Raw genomic sequence first — 15,555 nt, 5'->3', positions numbered from 1 at the left:
ATGGGCAGAACAACCTTGGGGCGAACCGCCGCTCCAACAGGCCAGGGGAAATCTGCTGCTTCACGAAGAAGGTTGATGTTATGGATGGTTTTTGTTGTTTTATTCACCATCTGGGCACTCTATACGTTCTTCGTACAGAACGCACAGATTTCGGACAAGAGCTCTCGACTGGCCGCTCAACAGGCATCCCAGGAAGAGACGTTGAAAAAGCTGGATCAGTTGAAGTATGAAGTCAGCCGGTTGAAGGACCCTGAATACATAGGACAGCTGGCACGTAAAAAAGGGTATTACCTCCCTGAAGAAACGCCGATTAAGGTGGAGGGCTCAGGAAACTGACGAGTTTGGTCCATACGAAGGGATAGGCGCTCGATACGGTTCCAGGGTCATCGAATCCGGAAAAAATAGGCTCTATTATAGGGAGCAGCTCAGTTGACCTTGGTTTGAGGCATAAGGTATAATCAGTTTAGCACAGCATTGATTTTTGCATCCAAAAATCGGGTTGTATATTTTTAAGGGAGGATCATTTTATTCTATGGCAATTGAAGTGGGCACCAAGTTAGAGGGCAAGGTGACAGGCATCACGCATTTTGGAGCATTTGTGGATCTGTCAGGAGGTGTCACGGGTCTCGTTCACATCTCGGAAATCGCCGACAATTACGTCAAAGATGTCAACGACCACCTGAAGCTTAATGACGTGGTTACAGTGAAGGTCATCAACGTTGACAAAGACGGAAAGATCGGACTTTCAATCAAGCAGGCTGTTGACAAACCGGTTGAGCAACAGACGCAGTCGAGACCCCCGAGAGGTCCTAGACCGGAACGCAGTGGAGGAGATCGCGAACGTTTCGGTGGCGGCGGCGGAGGTGGTTTCAACCGTGACCGCGGAGGACGTTCCTTCAAGCCCGCAGCAGGCAAACCTTCATTTGAGGATAAAATGTCACGCTTCCTGAAAGATAGCGAGGAACGGATCTCTTCGCTCAAGAAGAACACGGAAGGCAAACGCGGAGGTCGCGGAGCTAAACGTGTCTAATCTGTTCAACCTGATTTAAAATATATACGTTCAAAGCCGTTAGCCCTCGGGCTGGCGGCTTTTTAGCGTTCTTTGCGATTTTTGCAGCTGCCCAGGCAGTAAATAAGAACATTTGTCGTCTACCATTTTTTACCGACAGCATTCCATGGCATTCCGCAGGTATTTTGTTTGAATGCTGCAGCGCTTGGAACAGAAACGATTCAAAATCAGACAATCGCCTCCCTTGGATGGAGGAGCAAAAATCGGCAAAGCAAGCATAGGGACGGGGTTCTGCCGCACTGCGCAATCGCCGAGTCTTTTGTCGTAAATTTTTTATGGCCTGTCCAGTTATTGTGACAAACTATGTCTTTCATTCTATCTATAATCGGTACCAATGAGATGGAATTGAAAACATACGAATGGGGTGCCTTGGGATATGGAAAAGTGGAATGTCATTCAATTTCCGGGATGGAAAGCAGGGAAAGAACGTACGAAGGCGTGGGAGGATCTGTCCGGAAGAATCAAGCAATGGTTCAGCTCCCGCAAGGCGGTCCAGTTCGTTGCTGCACGGAAGTGGGTAATGCTGCTCACTGCGATGGGTTTTTTACTCGGGAAGGCGATGATTCTGAATGAACTGTCCCCCTTTGCCATCGCGTATTTTGCCGTCATTGCGTTTATGCGGAAAGACTATGTCATCCCGGTGGGCATTGCTTTGCTGGCAGGCAGCTTCTTCGCGCCCTTCCCGGTTGTGCTGATCGTTGCGGCCGAAATTGCCATTTTCCTGCTGCTCTACAAAGGTTTGTCCACATATGATCGCGCTGAATTATCCTATGCGCCGGCCATGGTGTTCATGACCACTTTTCTGGTCAAGCTGTTTGCCGTCGTGATCGGCCCTTCGTTCAGCTGGTATGCCATGATGATGCTGACGCTGGATTCGGTGCTCAGTTTCGTGCTTACCCTTGTGTTCATACAAGCGATTCCACTCTTCACGTTCCGCAAAAAAAAGCTTAACTTGAAAAGCGAGGAGATCCTTTGCTTGATCATTCTGCTCGCTTCCGTCATGACAGGCGCCGTAGGATGGACGATACAATCTCTCTCCGTGGAACATATGTTATCGCGATACCTAATTTTGATCTTTGCTTTGGTAGGCGGAGCGCCCTTGGGAGCTTCGGTCGGGGTCATAACCGGCCTGATCTTGAGCCTGGCTGATATGAGCGCCATCTATCAGATGAGTTTGCTCGCCTTTGCCGGGATGCTGGCCGGGATGCTGCGGGAGGGGAAACGCCCGGGCGTTATACTCGGCATGCTGCTCGGCTCATCTATTCTGTCTATCTACCTTGGCGGGCCTAATGACGTAATGAATTCGTTATGGGAAACCTGTGCAGCCATCGCCTTGTTCATACTTACCCCCAAAAGCATTATGGCCGCCATATCCAGATATGTGCCAGGCACGCAAGACCACACGAAGTCACAGCATGAGTATGCCAAACGCATTCGCGACGTGACGGCAGAGCGGGTTACCCGCTTTTCGCAAGTGTTCCGCCAGTTGTCCCGAAGCTTCGACCAGATGTCAGGGGCGGGCGAAGCCGTGAAAAATGAGGGTGGTATGGAGCATTTTATGAATGCTGTTGCGGAGGGCACCTGCGCGTCCTGCTTCAAACGTTCCCAATGCTGGGACGCCAAGTTCATTCAAACCTATAGGTATATGACTGACGTGATGAGTTCGATTGAGGCCAACCCCGAGATGACGGCAGAGCAGATTCCGGTGGGATGGAACCGGATCTGTGCCAAACCGGAGGAAGTGCTTGAAGTTATGCGTGCCCAATATGGACTGTATCAGCATGATTTGCAGTGGAAGCGGCAGATCATGGACAGCCGTCAGCTTGTTGCCGAGCAGTTGTCGGGCGTATCCCAGGTGATGGAGGATCTGGCGAGGGAGATTCAGCGGGAAAGCGAGGAGATGGTGCAGCAGGAGGAACAAATTCGGGAAGCGCTGGAATCATTCGGCCTGTCGATTCATTCCATCGAGATCATTAGTCTGGAGGCAGGCAATGTGGAAATTGAAATTGTCCACGCCTACACGCGGGGGTTTGACGAGTGCCGCAAAATGATCGCTCCGCTCATTTCGGAGGTGCTGGACGAGCACATTGCCGTCCTGCATGAAACGATGACCGATCCTAAACAGGGGCTGGCTACCGTCACCTTCGGGTCGGCCAAAACGTTTGAGATTACGACTGGAGTGGCAGCCGCAGCCAAAGGCGGGGATCTGTTTTCCGGCGATAGTTTCAGCACGGTGGAGATGGGGAACGGCACGTTCGCGGTAGCCCTCAGCGATGGCATGGGCAATGGTGAGCGGGCACGGATGGAGAGCAGTGCGGCTTTAAATATATTGGAGCAGCTGCTGCAATCCGGGATGGATGAAAAACTGGCGATCAAATCGGTGAATTCCATTCTGATGCTGCGCTCCCCTGAAGAAATGTATGCCACTGTCGATATGGCGCTCATTGACGAGTATTCGGCCGAAACCACCTTCATGAAGATCGGCTCAACGCCGAGTTTCATTAAAAGGGGACACGAGGTCATTCAAGTGTCTGCCAGCAATCTCCCGATCGGCATCATCAAAGATATCGAGGTCGATCTGGTGACCGTACAGCTCCAGCCCGGCGATATTTTGATCATGATGACAGACGGCATTTATGATGCACCCGGTTATGCCGTGAACAAAGAACTGTGGATCAAACGCCTGATTCAGGAGGTGAGCAGCGAAGACCCGCAGGAAGTGGCAGACTGCCTGTTGGAGAGCGTGATCCGATACCAGCAGCATGAGATTTATGACGACATGACCGTGATCGTGGCCAAGGTAGAGCACTACCATCCGGAGTGGGCCACATTGCGGGTCCCCGGAATTAGCCGGATGGAACGGCCGCGCACCGTAAGTTGAAGCCCGTTCCCTCTTGTTTGAAATCTCTTCAATCTGGCAATGCTAGTCATAGAATTGAAGAGTAACGAAACGGAGGGATACCGGATGAAGCAAATTCTATTGATTACCGACGGTTGTTCCAATGTGGGCACAAGTCCTGTGCTTGCTGCGGCTGAGGCGCATGAAGAAGGCATAACTGTGAATGTGGTCGGGGTTATCGATTATGGCACGATTGGAGAACTCGGAAGCCGAGAAATCGAAGACATTGCCAGAGCAGGGGGAGGGATCAGTCAGATCGTGGGCACCAGACAGCTGGCCCAAACGATGCAGATGATGACCAGAAAAACGGTGGTACAGACGATCCAACAGGCCGTTAACCGCGAGCTCACGCAGATTTTCGGAGAAAACTCGCCTAAAAGCGTGACCGATCTTGCGCCTGCGCAGCGGGCGCAGGTTGTTGAAGTTATGGATAACATGACGGAAACCGCTCCGCTGCAGGTTGTGCTGCTGATCGATGTCAGTGCAAGCATGAAGCCCAAGCTGCCTGCCGTGGAAGAAGGCATCCGCGACTTGATGCTAAGCTTGCAGGCGAGGGTTGGAAAGAGCCGGCTTGCGGTATTTCACTTTCCCGGCCGGCACAGCGGTGAAGAGGCCGTGATGGATATAGACTGGACGGACGATCCTGGCAGCGTGAAGTCGCTGTTTGGACGTCTGCAAATGAAAGGCGCGACGCCCACGGGTCCTGCGATTCAGAGGGTGATTGATTTTTATCGTTATGGTACACTGGAGGAACAGCAGGAAATAGAAGGGAACTATCGCATTGAAAGAGAAGGGATGCTCGGTGACAACGTTGTCTGATGCTTCTTTCCCGCCGGGCACCGTCATTACGGGAAAATGGAATCGAAGCCGTTATACCGTCCGGAAGCTGCTGGGCAAGGGGGCCAACGGCATCGTTTTTCTTGTCCAGCGGCGGGAAAACGGGAAACATTATGCACTCAAAATGGGGTTCGATCCGGTAGATCTGCAATCGGAAGTCAACGTGCTCAAATCGTTTCAACTGCAACGCAAGCACGAGGCCTTGCAACAGAGCGGCATTCCTTCTTATTTAAAAGAGGTTGACGATTACTCCGTTGAGGGACGGGATATCCCCTTCTACGTGATGCGTTACGTTCGCGGCGAGGCATTTCATCACTTTATAAGGCGCCAGGGAACGGAGTGGACAATCGTTGTCGGTCTGCGGTTGCTGCAGAAGCTGTCCCAACTGCATCAGGCCGGATGGGTGTTCGGAGACCTCAAACCGCAGAACGTGCTCGTAACCGATTACGGCCAAGTCGAACTGATTGATTACGGCGGTGTAACATCGATGGGGCGCAGCGTCAAACAATTTACCGAATGGTATGATCGCGGATTCTGGAATGCAGGGAGCCGTGCTGCTGACGGGACTTATGATATTTTTGCATTTGCTTTATTGCTTATTCATGTGTTGGAGGGAGAAGAATTAAAAAGGCTGGCAGCAGAGGGGTTGCCGCAATTGCGGAGCGTCAATCAACTCGTTGCCCTGGTCATGCGCAGCGAGCGGATGAAGCCGCTCCAGAGCTGGACGGTCCAAGCCTTGCGGGGACAGTTCACCGATGCGGAGCAAGCGATTCGCGGCTGGAAAGAGATGATGGCGCGGCCGTCGAAGCTCCGCCGTTCGTCCAGAGGTGCGACGCCGGGCTGGCTTAAAAGCGCATTTGCCATTTCTATCATTATACTTATTGTGGCGCTCATCTATGCACTCCTGAACTGACTGATGCGAGTGCATATACATAACGCAAGGAAAGAGGAAGCAGGGATGGAAGCTTTAGGCTGGGACATGTTGGTGAAGACTGTGATGGAAGCAGCAGAAGAGCATCGGTTATGGGTTTCCGGGGATCGGATCGTCGTTGCGGTGTCCGGCGGACCGGACTCGGTGGCCTTTTTGCATATCATGCATGAAATCAGCACCCGCCATACGCCCCTTGAACTGATCTGTGCACATGTGCATCACGGGTTCCGAAAAGCATCGGACCAGGAAGCCGAGATGGTCAAAGAATTGGCAGGTCGGTTAGGGATTGCCTTCGAGTGGATCAAAGCCGATATTCCTTCATATATGAAGCTTACAGGCTTGGGTTCGCAGGAAGCTGCACGCGACCGTCGCTATGCCTTTTTGCATGAGGTCGCACGCAAATACGATGCATCCAGCATTGCGCTGGCTCACCATGCCGATGACCAGGCGGAGACGGTTTTGCTTCATTTATTGCGCGGCTCCGGGCTTTCCGGCCTTGCTGGCATGAGGTTTAAACGTCGCGAAAAAAATGTGGAACTAATTCGGCCATGCCTTCGTATAAACAAGACGGACCTTGTAGAAGCTTGTAATACACAAGGTTTCCCGTATGTGAACGACGAGTCGAACACCAACCGAAAATATACACGGAATGCCATCCGTCTGGATGTGCTCCCTTTCTTGGAGCAATTTAACGGACAGATCACGCCGTCTTTGAATCGTCTTGCCGAAATCGTGGGCGATGAAGACGAATTCATGGGGCAGGGTGCACTCGACGCATACAGCTGTCTAGTGCAGAAGAACGGCGGAAGGCAGACCTTTGAGTTGCCTTCCTTTTTGAAGTTACATGTCGCTTTACAACGGAGGTTGATTAAACTAATATTGAATTATCTGCCTTTGGACAGTGATTTTGTCGACTTTACCCGGATCGAAACCATTCGGCGCAAGGTCACGGAGAACGATTCGACGACCTGGAGTCTGGATCTGGGACAAACCTTTGTCTGTACTCGGGAATACGACAATATTTCCTTTGGCGTACGGAATGAAGTACAGGATCAATCTTATGAGTATCGTCTCGAGCGATGGAGCGGAGTTTGCGAGCTTTCGCTCATGGAGATTAATCGTCAACTGCGGTTATTCCCCCTGAGCCCCAAGGACTACCTTGCACCCGAATCGGCTGACGTGGCCGCATTTGATGCGGACGAACTGATCATGCCGCTCGTTGTGCGTTCACGGTTACCTGGAGATACCATGAAGGTCATGGGATTAAACGGAAGCAAAAAGGTGAAAAATATTTTCATCGACGAAAAGGTACCTCCCTCTGTCCGACCACGCATTCCTGTGGTATGTGACGGTGCTGGCAACATTATTTGGTTGCCGGGCGTGCGCCGGTCCAGTCTGGCTCCGGTGAAGGAGGATACTTCTGCCATTCTGTACATGACTGTAGGCGATTCAGCGATTCAGGGGTAGTGGTTATGGTTCAGGTAAGGCTTTCATAGTATAACTTAGGAGGTTCACGCAGTTGCAGAACGACATTCAGGAAGTATTGATCAGCGAGGAAGAGATTCAAAACAAGGTGAAGGAACTTGGTGCAGTATTGAGCGCCGAATATGCAGGTCGCAATCCTTTGGTCATTTGCGTGCTCAAAGGTGCGTTTATATTTATGGCTGATTTGGTTAAAAACATTACTGTACCCGTGGAGATGGATTTCATGGCGGTATCCAGCTACGGCGCTTCAACCAAATCGTCCGGCGTTGTCAAAATCATCAAGGATTTGGACGTATCCGTCGATGGACGCGAGGTCCTGATTGTTGAAGATATCATCGACAGCGGACTTACGCTCAGTTATTTAATCGAACTGCTGCAAGGCCGCGGAGCCAAATCGGTTCGCGTAGTGACACTCTTTGACAAGCCGTCCGGCCGCAAGGTCGAGCTGGAAGCGCATTATACGGGCTTTGACATTCCGGATGCCTTTATTGTTGGTTACGGTCTGGATTACGCCGAGAAGTATCGGAACCTCCCTTATATCGGGATCTTGAAACCAGAGGTTTACACCAGTTAATCTGTGCTGGACCCCAGCCCCGAGCGGCTTTTTTGCTTCTGTTGAGAAGCCATATCGGGCTATGTTAAAATAAATAAAGTGTCTCGAGAGGAGGTAGGGGATGAATCGGTTCATCCGGAATTCTGGTTTTTATTTGATTCTTTTTTTAGTTGTGGTGGGCATAGTCCAATTCGTCAGCAATGGCGGCGAAGCCACCGATAATCCTAGATATGATCAGTTGCGTTCGGCGATTCAGGCCGATAACGTCAAAGATTTGACGGTTCAGTTCGATGGACAGTCATTTCTGGTAACCGGTCATTACAGAACCAAGCCAGCAGAAGCCAAATCAGAAAATTTCTCGACGTACATTCCTCCTACAGACGAAGCGATTGGGGAGCTTGTAAAGGCAAGCGAAACCAATAATTTCGAGTTTAATCAGGAGCCCATGAGAGGTGACAGCATTTGGTTGACATTGCTGACCTCCTTTATTCCTTTGATCATTATGTTCCTCCTGTTCTTCTTCCTGTTTAATCAGGCTCAAGGCGGCGGCGGTAAAGTAATGAACTTTGGTAAAAGCCGTGCCCGTCTCTACAATGAAGAGAAGAAACGGGTCACGTTCGAAGATGTTGCCGGTGCGGACGAAGAGAAGCAGGAGCTTGTCGAGGTCGTTGACTTCCTCAAGGATCCTCGCAAGTTTGCGGCCGTCGGCGCACGGATTCCGAAAGGCGTGTTGCTTGTAGGTCCTCCGGGTACGGGGAAAACTTTGCTTGCGCGTGCCGTAGCGGGTGAAGCAGGAGTGCCGTTCTTCAGCATTTCCGGTTCCGATTTCGTGGAAATGTTCGTCGGTGTCGGTGCTTCCCGTGTACGCGATTTGTTTGAAAATGCAAAGAAAAACGCACCATGTATCATCTTCATTGACGAGATTGATGCCGTGGGACGTCAACGTGGTGCCGGACTTGGCGGCGGTCACGATGAACGTGAGCAGACGCTGAACCAGTTGCTCGTTGAGATGGACGGTTTCGGGGCGAACGAAGGCATCATTATCGTTGCCGCAACCAACCGTGCAGACATTCTCGACCCGGCGTTGCTGCGTCCAGGCCGCTTCGACCGTCAAATTACGGTAGATCGTCCGGATGTTAAAGGCCGTGAAGCTGTACTGAAAGTACATTCCCGTAACAAACCGCTCACCAAAGATGTGAAGCTGGATGTGATCGCGAAGCGTACAACCGGATTCTCCGGTGCGGATCTGGAAAATCTCCTGAACGAAGCGGCATTGCTTGCGGCACGCCGTAATCGTAGAGATATTTCGATGCGCGAGGTAGATGAAGCGATTGACCGTGTCATCGTTGGTACGGAGAAGAAAAGCCGTGTCATCAGTGATCGCGAGAAACGCATCGTTGCTTACCACGAAGCGGGTCATACCATCGTAGGTTATTTCCTGGAACATGCCGATATGGTACATAAAGTGACCATTATACCGCGTGGACGCGCGGGTGGATACGTCATCATGTTGCCAAAAGAGGATCGCATGCTCGTCACCAAGCAAGAGCTTCTGGACAAAGTTACGGGTCTCCTGGGGGGCCGTGTAGCAGAGGAATTGTTCATCGGCGAGATTGGTACTGGCGCATATAGCGACTTCCAGCAAGCAACAGGTATTGTTCGCAGCATGGTAATGGAGTACGGTATGAGCGAGAAATTGGGACCAATGCAATTCGGCAGCTCGCAAGGGCAAGTGTTCCTTGGTCGCGATATCGGTCACGAACAAAACTACTCGGATTCCATCGCTTATGAGATCGATCAGGAGATGCAGCGTTTCATCACGGAATGTTATGAGAAATGTAAAGACCTGCTCGTGAAACATTCGAAGGAAGTTCACCTGATTGCACAAACGTTGCTGGAAGAAGAAACCCTGGAGATGGAACAAATCAAGCAATTGATTGAAACAGGATCCCTGGGCAATAAAGCCGCCAGCGACAATGGCAATGAAGGTACACCTAATGAAAGCGGCGAGGCAATCATTGATAATATCGGTGATGTGCGCGTTCGTATTCAAGGCAAGGATGATGTAGTGCCTGAGACACCGGCCGGAGATGTTCCCAACGAAGCTCCGAACCTGGATAAAGGCGATAGCACCGATCCAAGCGATGGTGGTTCGAAGCCGACATCCTAAGCATAATCATAACCGCTCGTTGTTAGCGCGGATTAAAAAGAGAGCCTTCCGGCTCTCTTTTTTTTGCAAAAATACATGAATGGATCAAGATAACGCAAATGGAGAGCTAGGACGCGAACCGGGCAGGAAATGGGCCGATACGTGGCAATTCTGTGGCGTTTTCATTAATTGACAGACTCGTGAACGTTGTGTACATTAGGTGTTAAACCGCTTGTGATTCGTTTCTCAAGCGAAAATTACGGTACACAACCTTATACAACACAGCGCTATGCGCTGTCCTGATAAAGGAGAGGATCGCAGGTGGAAGCTCTGGCATTAGAGCGCAAGGCTGAGATGAATCGGGAGCTGCGGGAGCGGCTGCTGCAGTTGAAAAAAGAACGTAACGCCATTATTCTTGCCCATTATTATCAACGTGACGAGGTGCAGGAGGTCGCCGATTTTCGTGGGGATTCGTTCTTGCTTGCCCAGAAGGCAGCGCAGACGGATGCCGATGTCATTGTTTTTTGCGGCGTACACTTCATGGGGGAGAGCGCTAAGATTTTGGCGCCGAACAAAACGGTTATCATCCCGGACGAACGTGCCGGCTGCCCGATGGCAGATATGGTGAATGTGGACGGATTGCGAAAGCTGAAAGCCCAGCATCCGAATGCCAAGGTTGTTACTTACATCAACTCTTCCGCCGAAATCAAGGCAGAAACCGATATTTGCTGTACATCAGCCAATGCGGTCAGAGTCATTCAATCTGTCGATTCTGACGAAATCATCTGGGTGCCGGACAAAAATCTGGGCCATTATGTGCAGCAGCACACGGACAAGAAAATGATTATTTGGGAAGGTTACTGCAACACACATGACATGCTGACTGTAAAAGATGTTGTGGAGATGAAAGCCAAGTATCCGAACGCCGAATTTGTCGTGCATCCGGAATGCCGCCCGGAAGTAGTGGCCATGGGGGATTTCGTAGGCAGCACAACGGCCATTCTGGAATATTGCAAAAATTCTACGGCCAAAGAATTCATCGTAGGAACCGAAGACGGAACAGGCTACCAGCTTCGTTTGGACAGCCCGGATAAACAATTTCATTTCGCGACCAAATTCCTCGTATGTCCAAACATGAAGGTCAACAACCTGAAGAAACTGGTGAAATGCCTGGAAACGATGAAACCGCAAATTTACGTACCGCCGGCCGTTGCCGATAAAGCCAGAGAATCGCTAGAGCGCATGTTACTCGTGAAGTAGCGTGCGCTACTCTTGCTCCAAGACAGGTGAATAACATGATACCGCAATATGTAGTAGATTTTGATATATCCCTGCTGCCGGTGCATGAAACGGATGTGCTGGTGATTGGATCGGGCATCGCAGGTTTGTTTACGGCCATCAAGGCGAGCGCGCAGAACCGCGTACTCATGATTACGAAGAAATCGTTGCTCGAAAGCAATACCCGTTATGCTCAGGGAGGCATCGCCGCGGTGATTGCTGAGGACGATTCGCCGGCATACCATCTGCAGGACACGATGGTGGCCGGGGCCGGGCTTTGTCGTCCTGAAGCGGTGGAAGCTTTGGTAAATGAAGGGCCCGACGGAGTCAAGGAACTGATCCGCCTGGGCACCTCGTTCGATCTCGAGGACGGCGAGCTGGCACTGACACAGGAGGGCGCGCATAGCCACCGCCGCATACTGCATGCAAACGGAGATGCGACAGGCTACGAAATCGTGCGTGCGCTGGCCGTTGAAGTGAGCGAGCATCCCGGCATCGACGTTTGGGATGAACACTTCGTCATCGACTTGATAACCGGGGATGGCGAGTGTAGAGGCGTGCTTGTGCAAAAGCCTGATGGAACAAGAGTGTTTGTGAAGGCAAAAGCGACGGTGCTCTGCTCAGGCGGAGCGGGGCAGCTGTATAGATACACAACGAACCCGGAAGTAGCGACAGCCGACGGGGTAGCTATGGCGTATCGTGCTGGCGCCGTCGTTCGTGATATGGAGTTCATTCAGTTTCATCCAACCTCGCTCTGTTATCCCGGTGCCCCGAGATTCCTGATCTCCGAAGCGGTTCGCGGCGAGGGCGCGTATCTGCGCAACGTGAAGGGCGAACGGTTCATGGCGCGGTATCATGCGCAGCTGGAGCTTGCACCGCGTGATATCGTAGCAAGGGCGATCATTAGCGAGATGGAAGCTACGAACAGCACGTTTGTTTATCTGGACATTACGCATGAATCGGCAGAGATGGTCAAACACCGTTTTCCAACCATTTATGAAACCTGCATGCGTTACGGACTTGATTTGACATCCGATTGGATACCCGTCGCTCCTGCGGCCCATTACATGATGGGTGGCGTGAAGACGGATATGAACGGGGAGAGCAGCATTTCAAGATTGTTCGCTTGCGGGGAAGTCTCGTCCACAGGCGTGCATGGTGCAAACCGTCTGGCCAGCAATTCATTGTCCGAAGCGATCGTGTTCGGAAGCCGCATCGTCGAACGGATTTCTCAGCTGCCTCCGTTAACTGCACAGGAGGAAAACCATTCGAAAACAAGTTTCATCGGGAACCCTGATCCAAGAGTCAACCGGTTAACGTTAGATCAAAAACCTGTTTCCGAGCGGCGTCTACGGTTACAGAAGCTAATGGTAAGACAAGTCGGATTGCGGCGTAACCTGAACGGATTGCGCGAAGCCTCCGAGAAGTTGAAGCAGGAGATGGCCTTTTTTGAACAGGAGCTTGAGCAAGTTGAGGAAATGGAATATGCAAACCTGCTGACATGTGCCTGGCTGGTGACAAGCGGAGCCTTGCACCGGCAGGAGAGCCGGGGAGCTCATTATCGTGAGGATTACCCCGAACGTAATGACGCGGTTTGGCAGAGACACAGCCTGCAGCAGCGGGAACAAGCGATCGTGGAGGAATTGATGTCATGATACTCGATGGATATAATGAAGCACTGATTGAATCGATTAAGGGCTGGCTTCGCGAAGATGTCGGTTCGGGTGATGTAACGACAACTGTAACAATCCCGGAAGGTCATCAATCCAAAGCGGTGATCCATGCCAAGGACGATGGTATCGTTGCCGGAATCCATGTAGCCGAGCTTGTTTTCCGCGAGGTGGACCGAACGCTTTCTTTTGCCGCCAAAGTGAAAGATGGCGATCGTGTTACACGTGGAACGATTTTAGCCGAGGTGGAGGGCAGTACGCATCGTCTGCTGACGGGAGAGCGACTTGCCTTGAATCTGCTCCAACGCATGTCCGGCATTGCGACCCGCACGCGTATGTATGTGGACGCATTGGAAGGGCTGCCAACCCGATTGGTGGATACGCGCAAAACGACGCCGGGCCACCGCATGCTGGAGAAGTATGCCGTACGCGTCGGCGGGGGAGCGAATCATCGGTTTGGCCTCTATGATGCAGTCATGATCAAAGACAATCATATTAAAGGTGCAGGCGGTATCACTCAAGCGGTCAAACGGGCAAGAAGGGCTATCCCGCATACAATGACCATTGAAGTAGAGACGGAGAATCTGGAACAGGTGCAGGAAGCGCTGCAGGCCGGCGCGGACATCATCATGCTCGACAACATGCAGCCCGGCCTGATGCGTGAAGCCGTCGCCGTCATTCGTGAGCAGGCCCCACATGTTAAGGTGGAGGCTTCAGGAAATGTATCTTTGGAGACGATCCGGGGAATTGCCGAGACGGGTGTGGATGTAATTTCGGTAGGCAGGTTAACCTATTCTTTCGAGAGCCTCGATATCAGCCTGGATTTAAACGAAAAGAAGGAGGGGTGAACCTCTTTGATTCTTGTTGTGGACGTGGGCAACAGCAATATCGTGCTTGGGGTATACCGGGGACGGGAGCTGCTCCATCATTTTCGCTTGAGTACCTCACGCCAGTCGACAGTGGATGAATACGGCGTATTGATTTATAATTTATTTCATATGTCCGGCATGTCTGCCCGAGACATTGAAGGCGTGATCATTTCATCGGTGGTTCCGCCGCTGGTGAACGTGATTGAAACGATGTGTGAAAAATACATCGGCCAAAGGCCGATGCTGGTTGGGCCCGGTATCAAAACCGGCCTGAATCTGCGATATGAAAATCCGCGCGAGGTAGGCGCCGATCGGATCGTTAATGCCGTGGCTGCCACCGCCAAGTATGGCGGACCGCTCGTTGTTGTCGATTTTGGGACGGCAACGACCTTCGACTGCATTGACGAGAAAGGCCATTATCTCGGCGGAGCGATCGTGCCTGGCATTCATATCGCCACCGAGGCGCTGTATGAACGGGCTTCGAAGCTGCCGCGCATCGAATTGGAAAAGCCCAAAAAGGTTATTGGCCGCAACACCGTACATGCCATGCAATCAGGCATTATTTACGGATATGCCGGCCAGGTCGACGGCATCGTGGAACGCATCTGCGCAGAGATGGACGCGAAGCCGACGGTGATCGCAACAGGGGGATTGGCATCACTGATTGCCGAGGAGACTCGCAGCATCGAGAAGGTTGATCCGCTGCTTACACTGGAAGGGCTGCGTATCATTTATGAACGGAACCGGGAAAGGTAAGGATAAGGACGGCAGACAGCGGGCTGGTGGACAGTCTGAAGTACGGGCCGTCTTTTCTGTCGCTTGCAGGAGCTTTTTCTCTTTATCATTGGATTGAAATCGGGTTCATTAAATAATTTAAACATCATCGATATGATGATGAAACAACTAAGGAGGCTGAAAAGCTTGGAAAACAACCACAAGCAAGACCGGCTGATTCGTGGGACGGCCATGGAGGGACGGGTCAGAGCCTTCGCCGTTCAAACGACGGCGTTGGTAGAAGAATTGCGCCGAAGACACGATACGTTCCCTACAGCCACGGCAGCGATGGGACGCACGGCAACGGCTGCGGCCATGATGGGCGCCATGCTGAAGGGCGAGGAGAAGCTGACGGTTCAGATCAAAGGAAACGGGCCGATCGGCCAGATTGTTGCCGATGCCAACGCCAAGGGCGAAGTGCGCGGATATGTACACAATCCGCATGTGCATCTGCCAAGCAACAGCAAAGGAAAGCTCGATGTTGCGGGAGCGGTTGGTACGGAAGGATTCCTTCATATCACCAAGGACCTTGGATTGAAGGAGCCTTACCGCGGCAGCGTGCCGATCATTTCCGGCGAGCTTGCCGAAGATTTTACCTACTATTTCGCAACTTCCGAGCAGACGCCCTCTGCGGTTGGTTTGGGTGTGCTGGTCGATCAGGATAGCTCGGTCATCGTCGCTGGCGGATTTATCGTACAATTGCTGCCAGGATTGAGCGATGACGAGATCTCAGCGATTGAAACATCCCTTGGCGAGTTGTCCCCGGTAACCACTTTGCTGGAGCAAGGAATGGAGCTGGAGGAACTGCTTCGCCAGGTGCTTCCGGACGTGCGTATTATGGATGGCATGGACATTCATTTCCGTTGCGAGTGCTCACGTGAGCGCGTGGAAAAAACGCTGATTAGTCTTGGGCAATCCGAGATGGAGCAATTGATCGAAGAAGATGGCAAAGCCGAAGTGGTTTGCCAATTTTGCAACGAAGCATACCAATTTGATCGCGAACAGCTCGAGAGCATTCTAGAACAAGCCAAGAGCTGATTC

General features: G+C 51.7%; 13 protein-coding genes. All 13 read left to right on the top strand.

Annotated elements, in window-relative coordinates; translation table 11 throughout:
- Entirely contained in the window at positions 1–336 is a 336-nt protein-coding gene (locus RSX24_RS30165) for an FtsB family cell division protein (protein WP_236421328.1), read from the top strand.
- 196 nt (positions 337–532) lie between these two features.
- Entirely contained in the window at positions 533–1,030 is a 498-nt protein-coding gene (locus RSX24_RS30160; RefSeq protein ID WP_236421327.1) for a S1 domain-containing RNA-binding protein, read from the top strand.
- Between the two features lie 415 nt (positions 1,031–1,445).
- Positions 1,446–3,950, top strand: a complete 2,505-nt coding sequence (gene spoIIE / locus RSX24_RS30155) for a stage II sporulation protein E (RefSeq protein ID WP_339275471.1) — start codon at positions 1,446–1,448, stop codon at positions 3,948–3,950.
- Between the two features lie 84 nt (positions 3,951–4,034).
- A complete protein-coding gene (locus RSX24_RS30150; protein ID WP_236421325.1) occupies positions 4,035–4,787 on the top strand; it encodes a vWA domain-containing protein in 753 nt (250 codons plus the stop codon).
- The gene (locus tag RSX24_RS30145) at positions 4,771–5,718 is read left to right on the top strand and encodes a serine/threonine protein kinase (RefSeq protein WP_236421324.1); all 948 of its coding nucleotides are present in this window, start codon (positions 4,771–4,773) and stop codon (positions 5,716–5,718) included. The genes RSX24_RS30150 and RSX24_RS30145 overlap by 17 nt, the downstream gene beginning before the upstream one ends.
- A gap of 45 nt (positions 5,719–5,763) precedes the next feature.
- Positions 5,764–7,203, top strand: coding sequence for a tRNA lysidine(34) synthetase TilS (gene tilS, locus RSX24_RS30140; protein ID WP_339275472.1), 1,440 nt, complete (start codon positions 5,764–5,766; stop codon positions 7,201–7,203).
- A gap of 52 nt (positions 7,204–7,255) precedes the next feature.
- On the top strand, positions 7,256–7,795 hold the full coding sequence (gene hpt / locus RSX24_RS30135; protein ID WP_236421322.1) for a hypoxanthine phosphoribosyltransferase: 540 nt from the start codon (positions 7,256–7,258) through the stop codon (positions 7,793–7,795).
- Between the two features lie 100 nt (positions 7,796–7,895).
- Entirely contained in the window at positions 7,896–9,944 is a 2,049-nt protein-coding gene (gene ftsH / locus RSX24_RS30130; RefSeq protein WP_236421321.1) for an ATP-dependent zinc metalloprotease FtsH, read from the top strand.
- 300 nt (positions 9,945–10,244) lie between these two features.
- Positions 10,245–11,183 carry a quinolinate synthase NadA gene (gene nadA / locus RSX24_RS30125; protein WP_236421320.1) on the top strand — a complete coding sequence of 313 codons (939 nt, stop codon included), beginning with the start codon at positions 10,245–10,247 and terminating at the stop codon, positions 11,181–11,183.
- A gap of 35 nt (positions 11,184–11,218) precedes the next feature.
- Positions 11,219–12,856, top strand: coding sequence for an L-aspartate oxidase (gene nadB / locus RSX24_RS30120; RefSeq protein WP_343262696.1), 1,638 nt, complete (start codon positions 11,219–11,221; stop codon positions 12,854–12,856).
- Positions 12,853–13,719, top strand: a complete 867-nt coding sequence (nadC, locus tag RSX24_RS30115; protein ID WP_343262695.1) for a carboxylating nicotinate-nucleotide diphosphorylase — start codon at positions 12,853–12,855, stop codon at positions 13,717–13,719. Before nadB ends, nadC begins: the two co-directional genes overlap by 4 nt.
- 6 nt (positions 13,720–13,725) lie before the next feature.
- Positions 13,726–14,496, top strand: a complete 771-nt coding sequence (locus tag RSX24_RS30110; RefSeq protein WP_343262694.1) for a type III pantothenate kinase — start codon at positions 13,726–13,728, stop codon at positions 14,494–14,496.
- Between the two features lie 165 nt (positions 14,497–14,661).
- A complete protein-coding gene (gene hslO, locus RSX24_RS30105; RefSeq protein ID WP_290371512.1) occupies positions 14,662–15,552 on the top strand; it encodes an Hsp33 family molecular chaperone HslO in 891 nt (296 codons plus the stop codon).
- The last annotated feature ends 3 nt before the right edge of the window (positions 15,553–15,555 follow it).

This window comes from Paenibacillus hubeiensis (genome assembly GCF_032334105.1).
In the GTDB taxonomy this organism is placed as follows: Bacteria; Bacillota; Bacilli; order Paenibacillales; family Paenibacillaceae; genus Paenibacillus; species Paenibacillus hubeiensis.
Note: the sequence above shows the minus strand (reverse complement) of the source record. Positions and strands in the feature narration are given on the sequence as shown.

Excerpts from the sequence above, each read along its gene's own strand:
- RSX24_RS30165 (WP_236421328.1), top strand. The coding sequence starts at position 1 with ATGGGCAGAACAACCTTGGGGCGAACCGCCGCTCCAACAGGCCAGGGG.
- RSX24_RS30160 (WP_236421327.1), top strand. The coding sequence starts at position 533 with ATGGCAATTGAAGTGGGCACCAAGTTAGAGGGCAAGGTGACAGGCATC.
- spoIIE (WP_339275471.1), top strand. The coding sequence starts at position 1,446 with ATGGAAAAGTGGAATGTCATTCAATTTCCGGGATGGAAAGCAGGGAAA.
- RSX24_RS30150 (WP_236421325.1), top strand. The coding sequence starts at position 4,035 with ATGAAGCAAATTCTATTGATTACCGACGGTTGTTCCAATGTGGGCACA.
- tilS (WP_339275472.1), top strand. The coding sequence starts at position 5,764 with ATGGAAGCTTTAGGCTGGGACATGTTGGTGAAGACTGTGATGGAAGCA.
- ftsH (WP_236421321.1), top strand. The coding sequence starts at position 7,896 with ATGAATCGGTTCATCCGGAATTCTGGTTTTTATTTGATTCTTTTTTTA.
- nadB (WP_343262696.1), top strand. The coding sequence starts at position 11,219 with ATGATACCGCAATATGTAGTAGATTTTGATATATCCCTGCTGCCGGTG.
- nadC (WP_343262695.1), top strand. The coding sequence starts at position 12,853 with ATGATACTCGATGGATATAATGAAGCACTGATTGAATCGATTAAGGGC.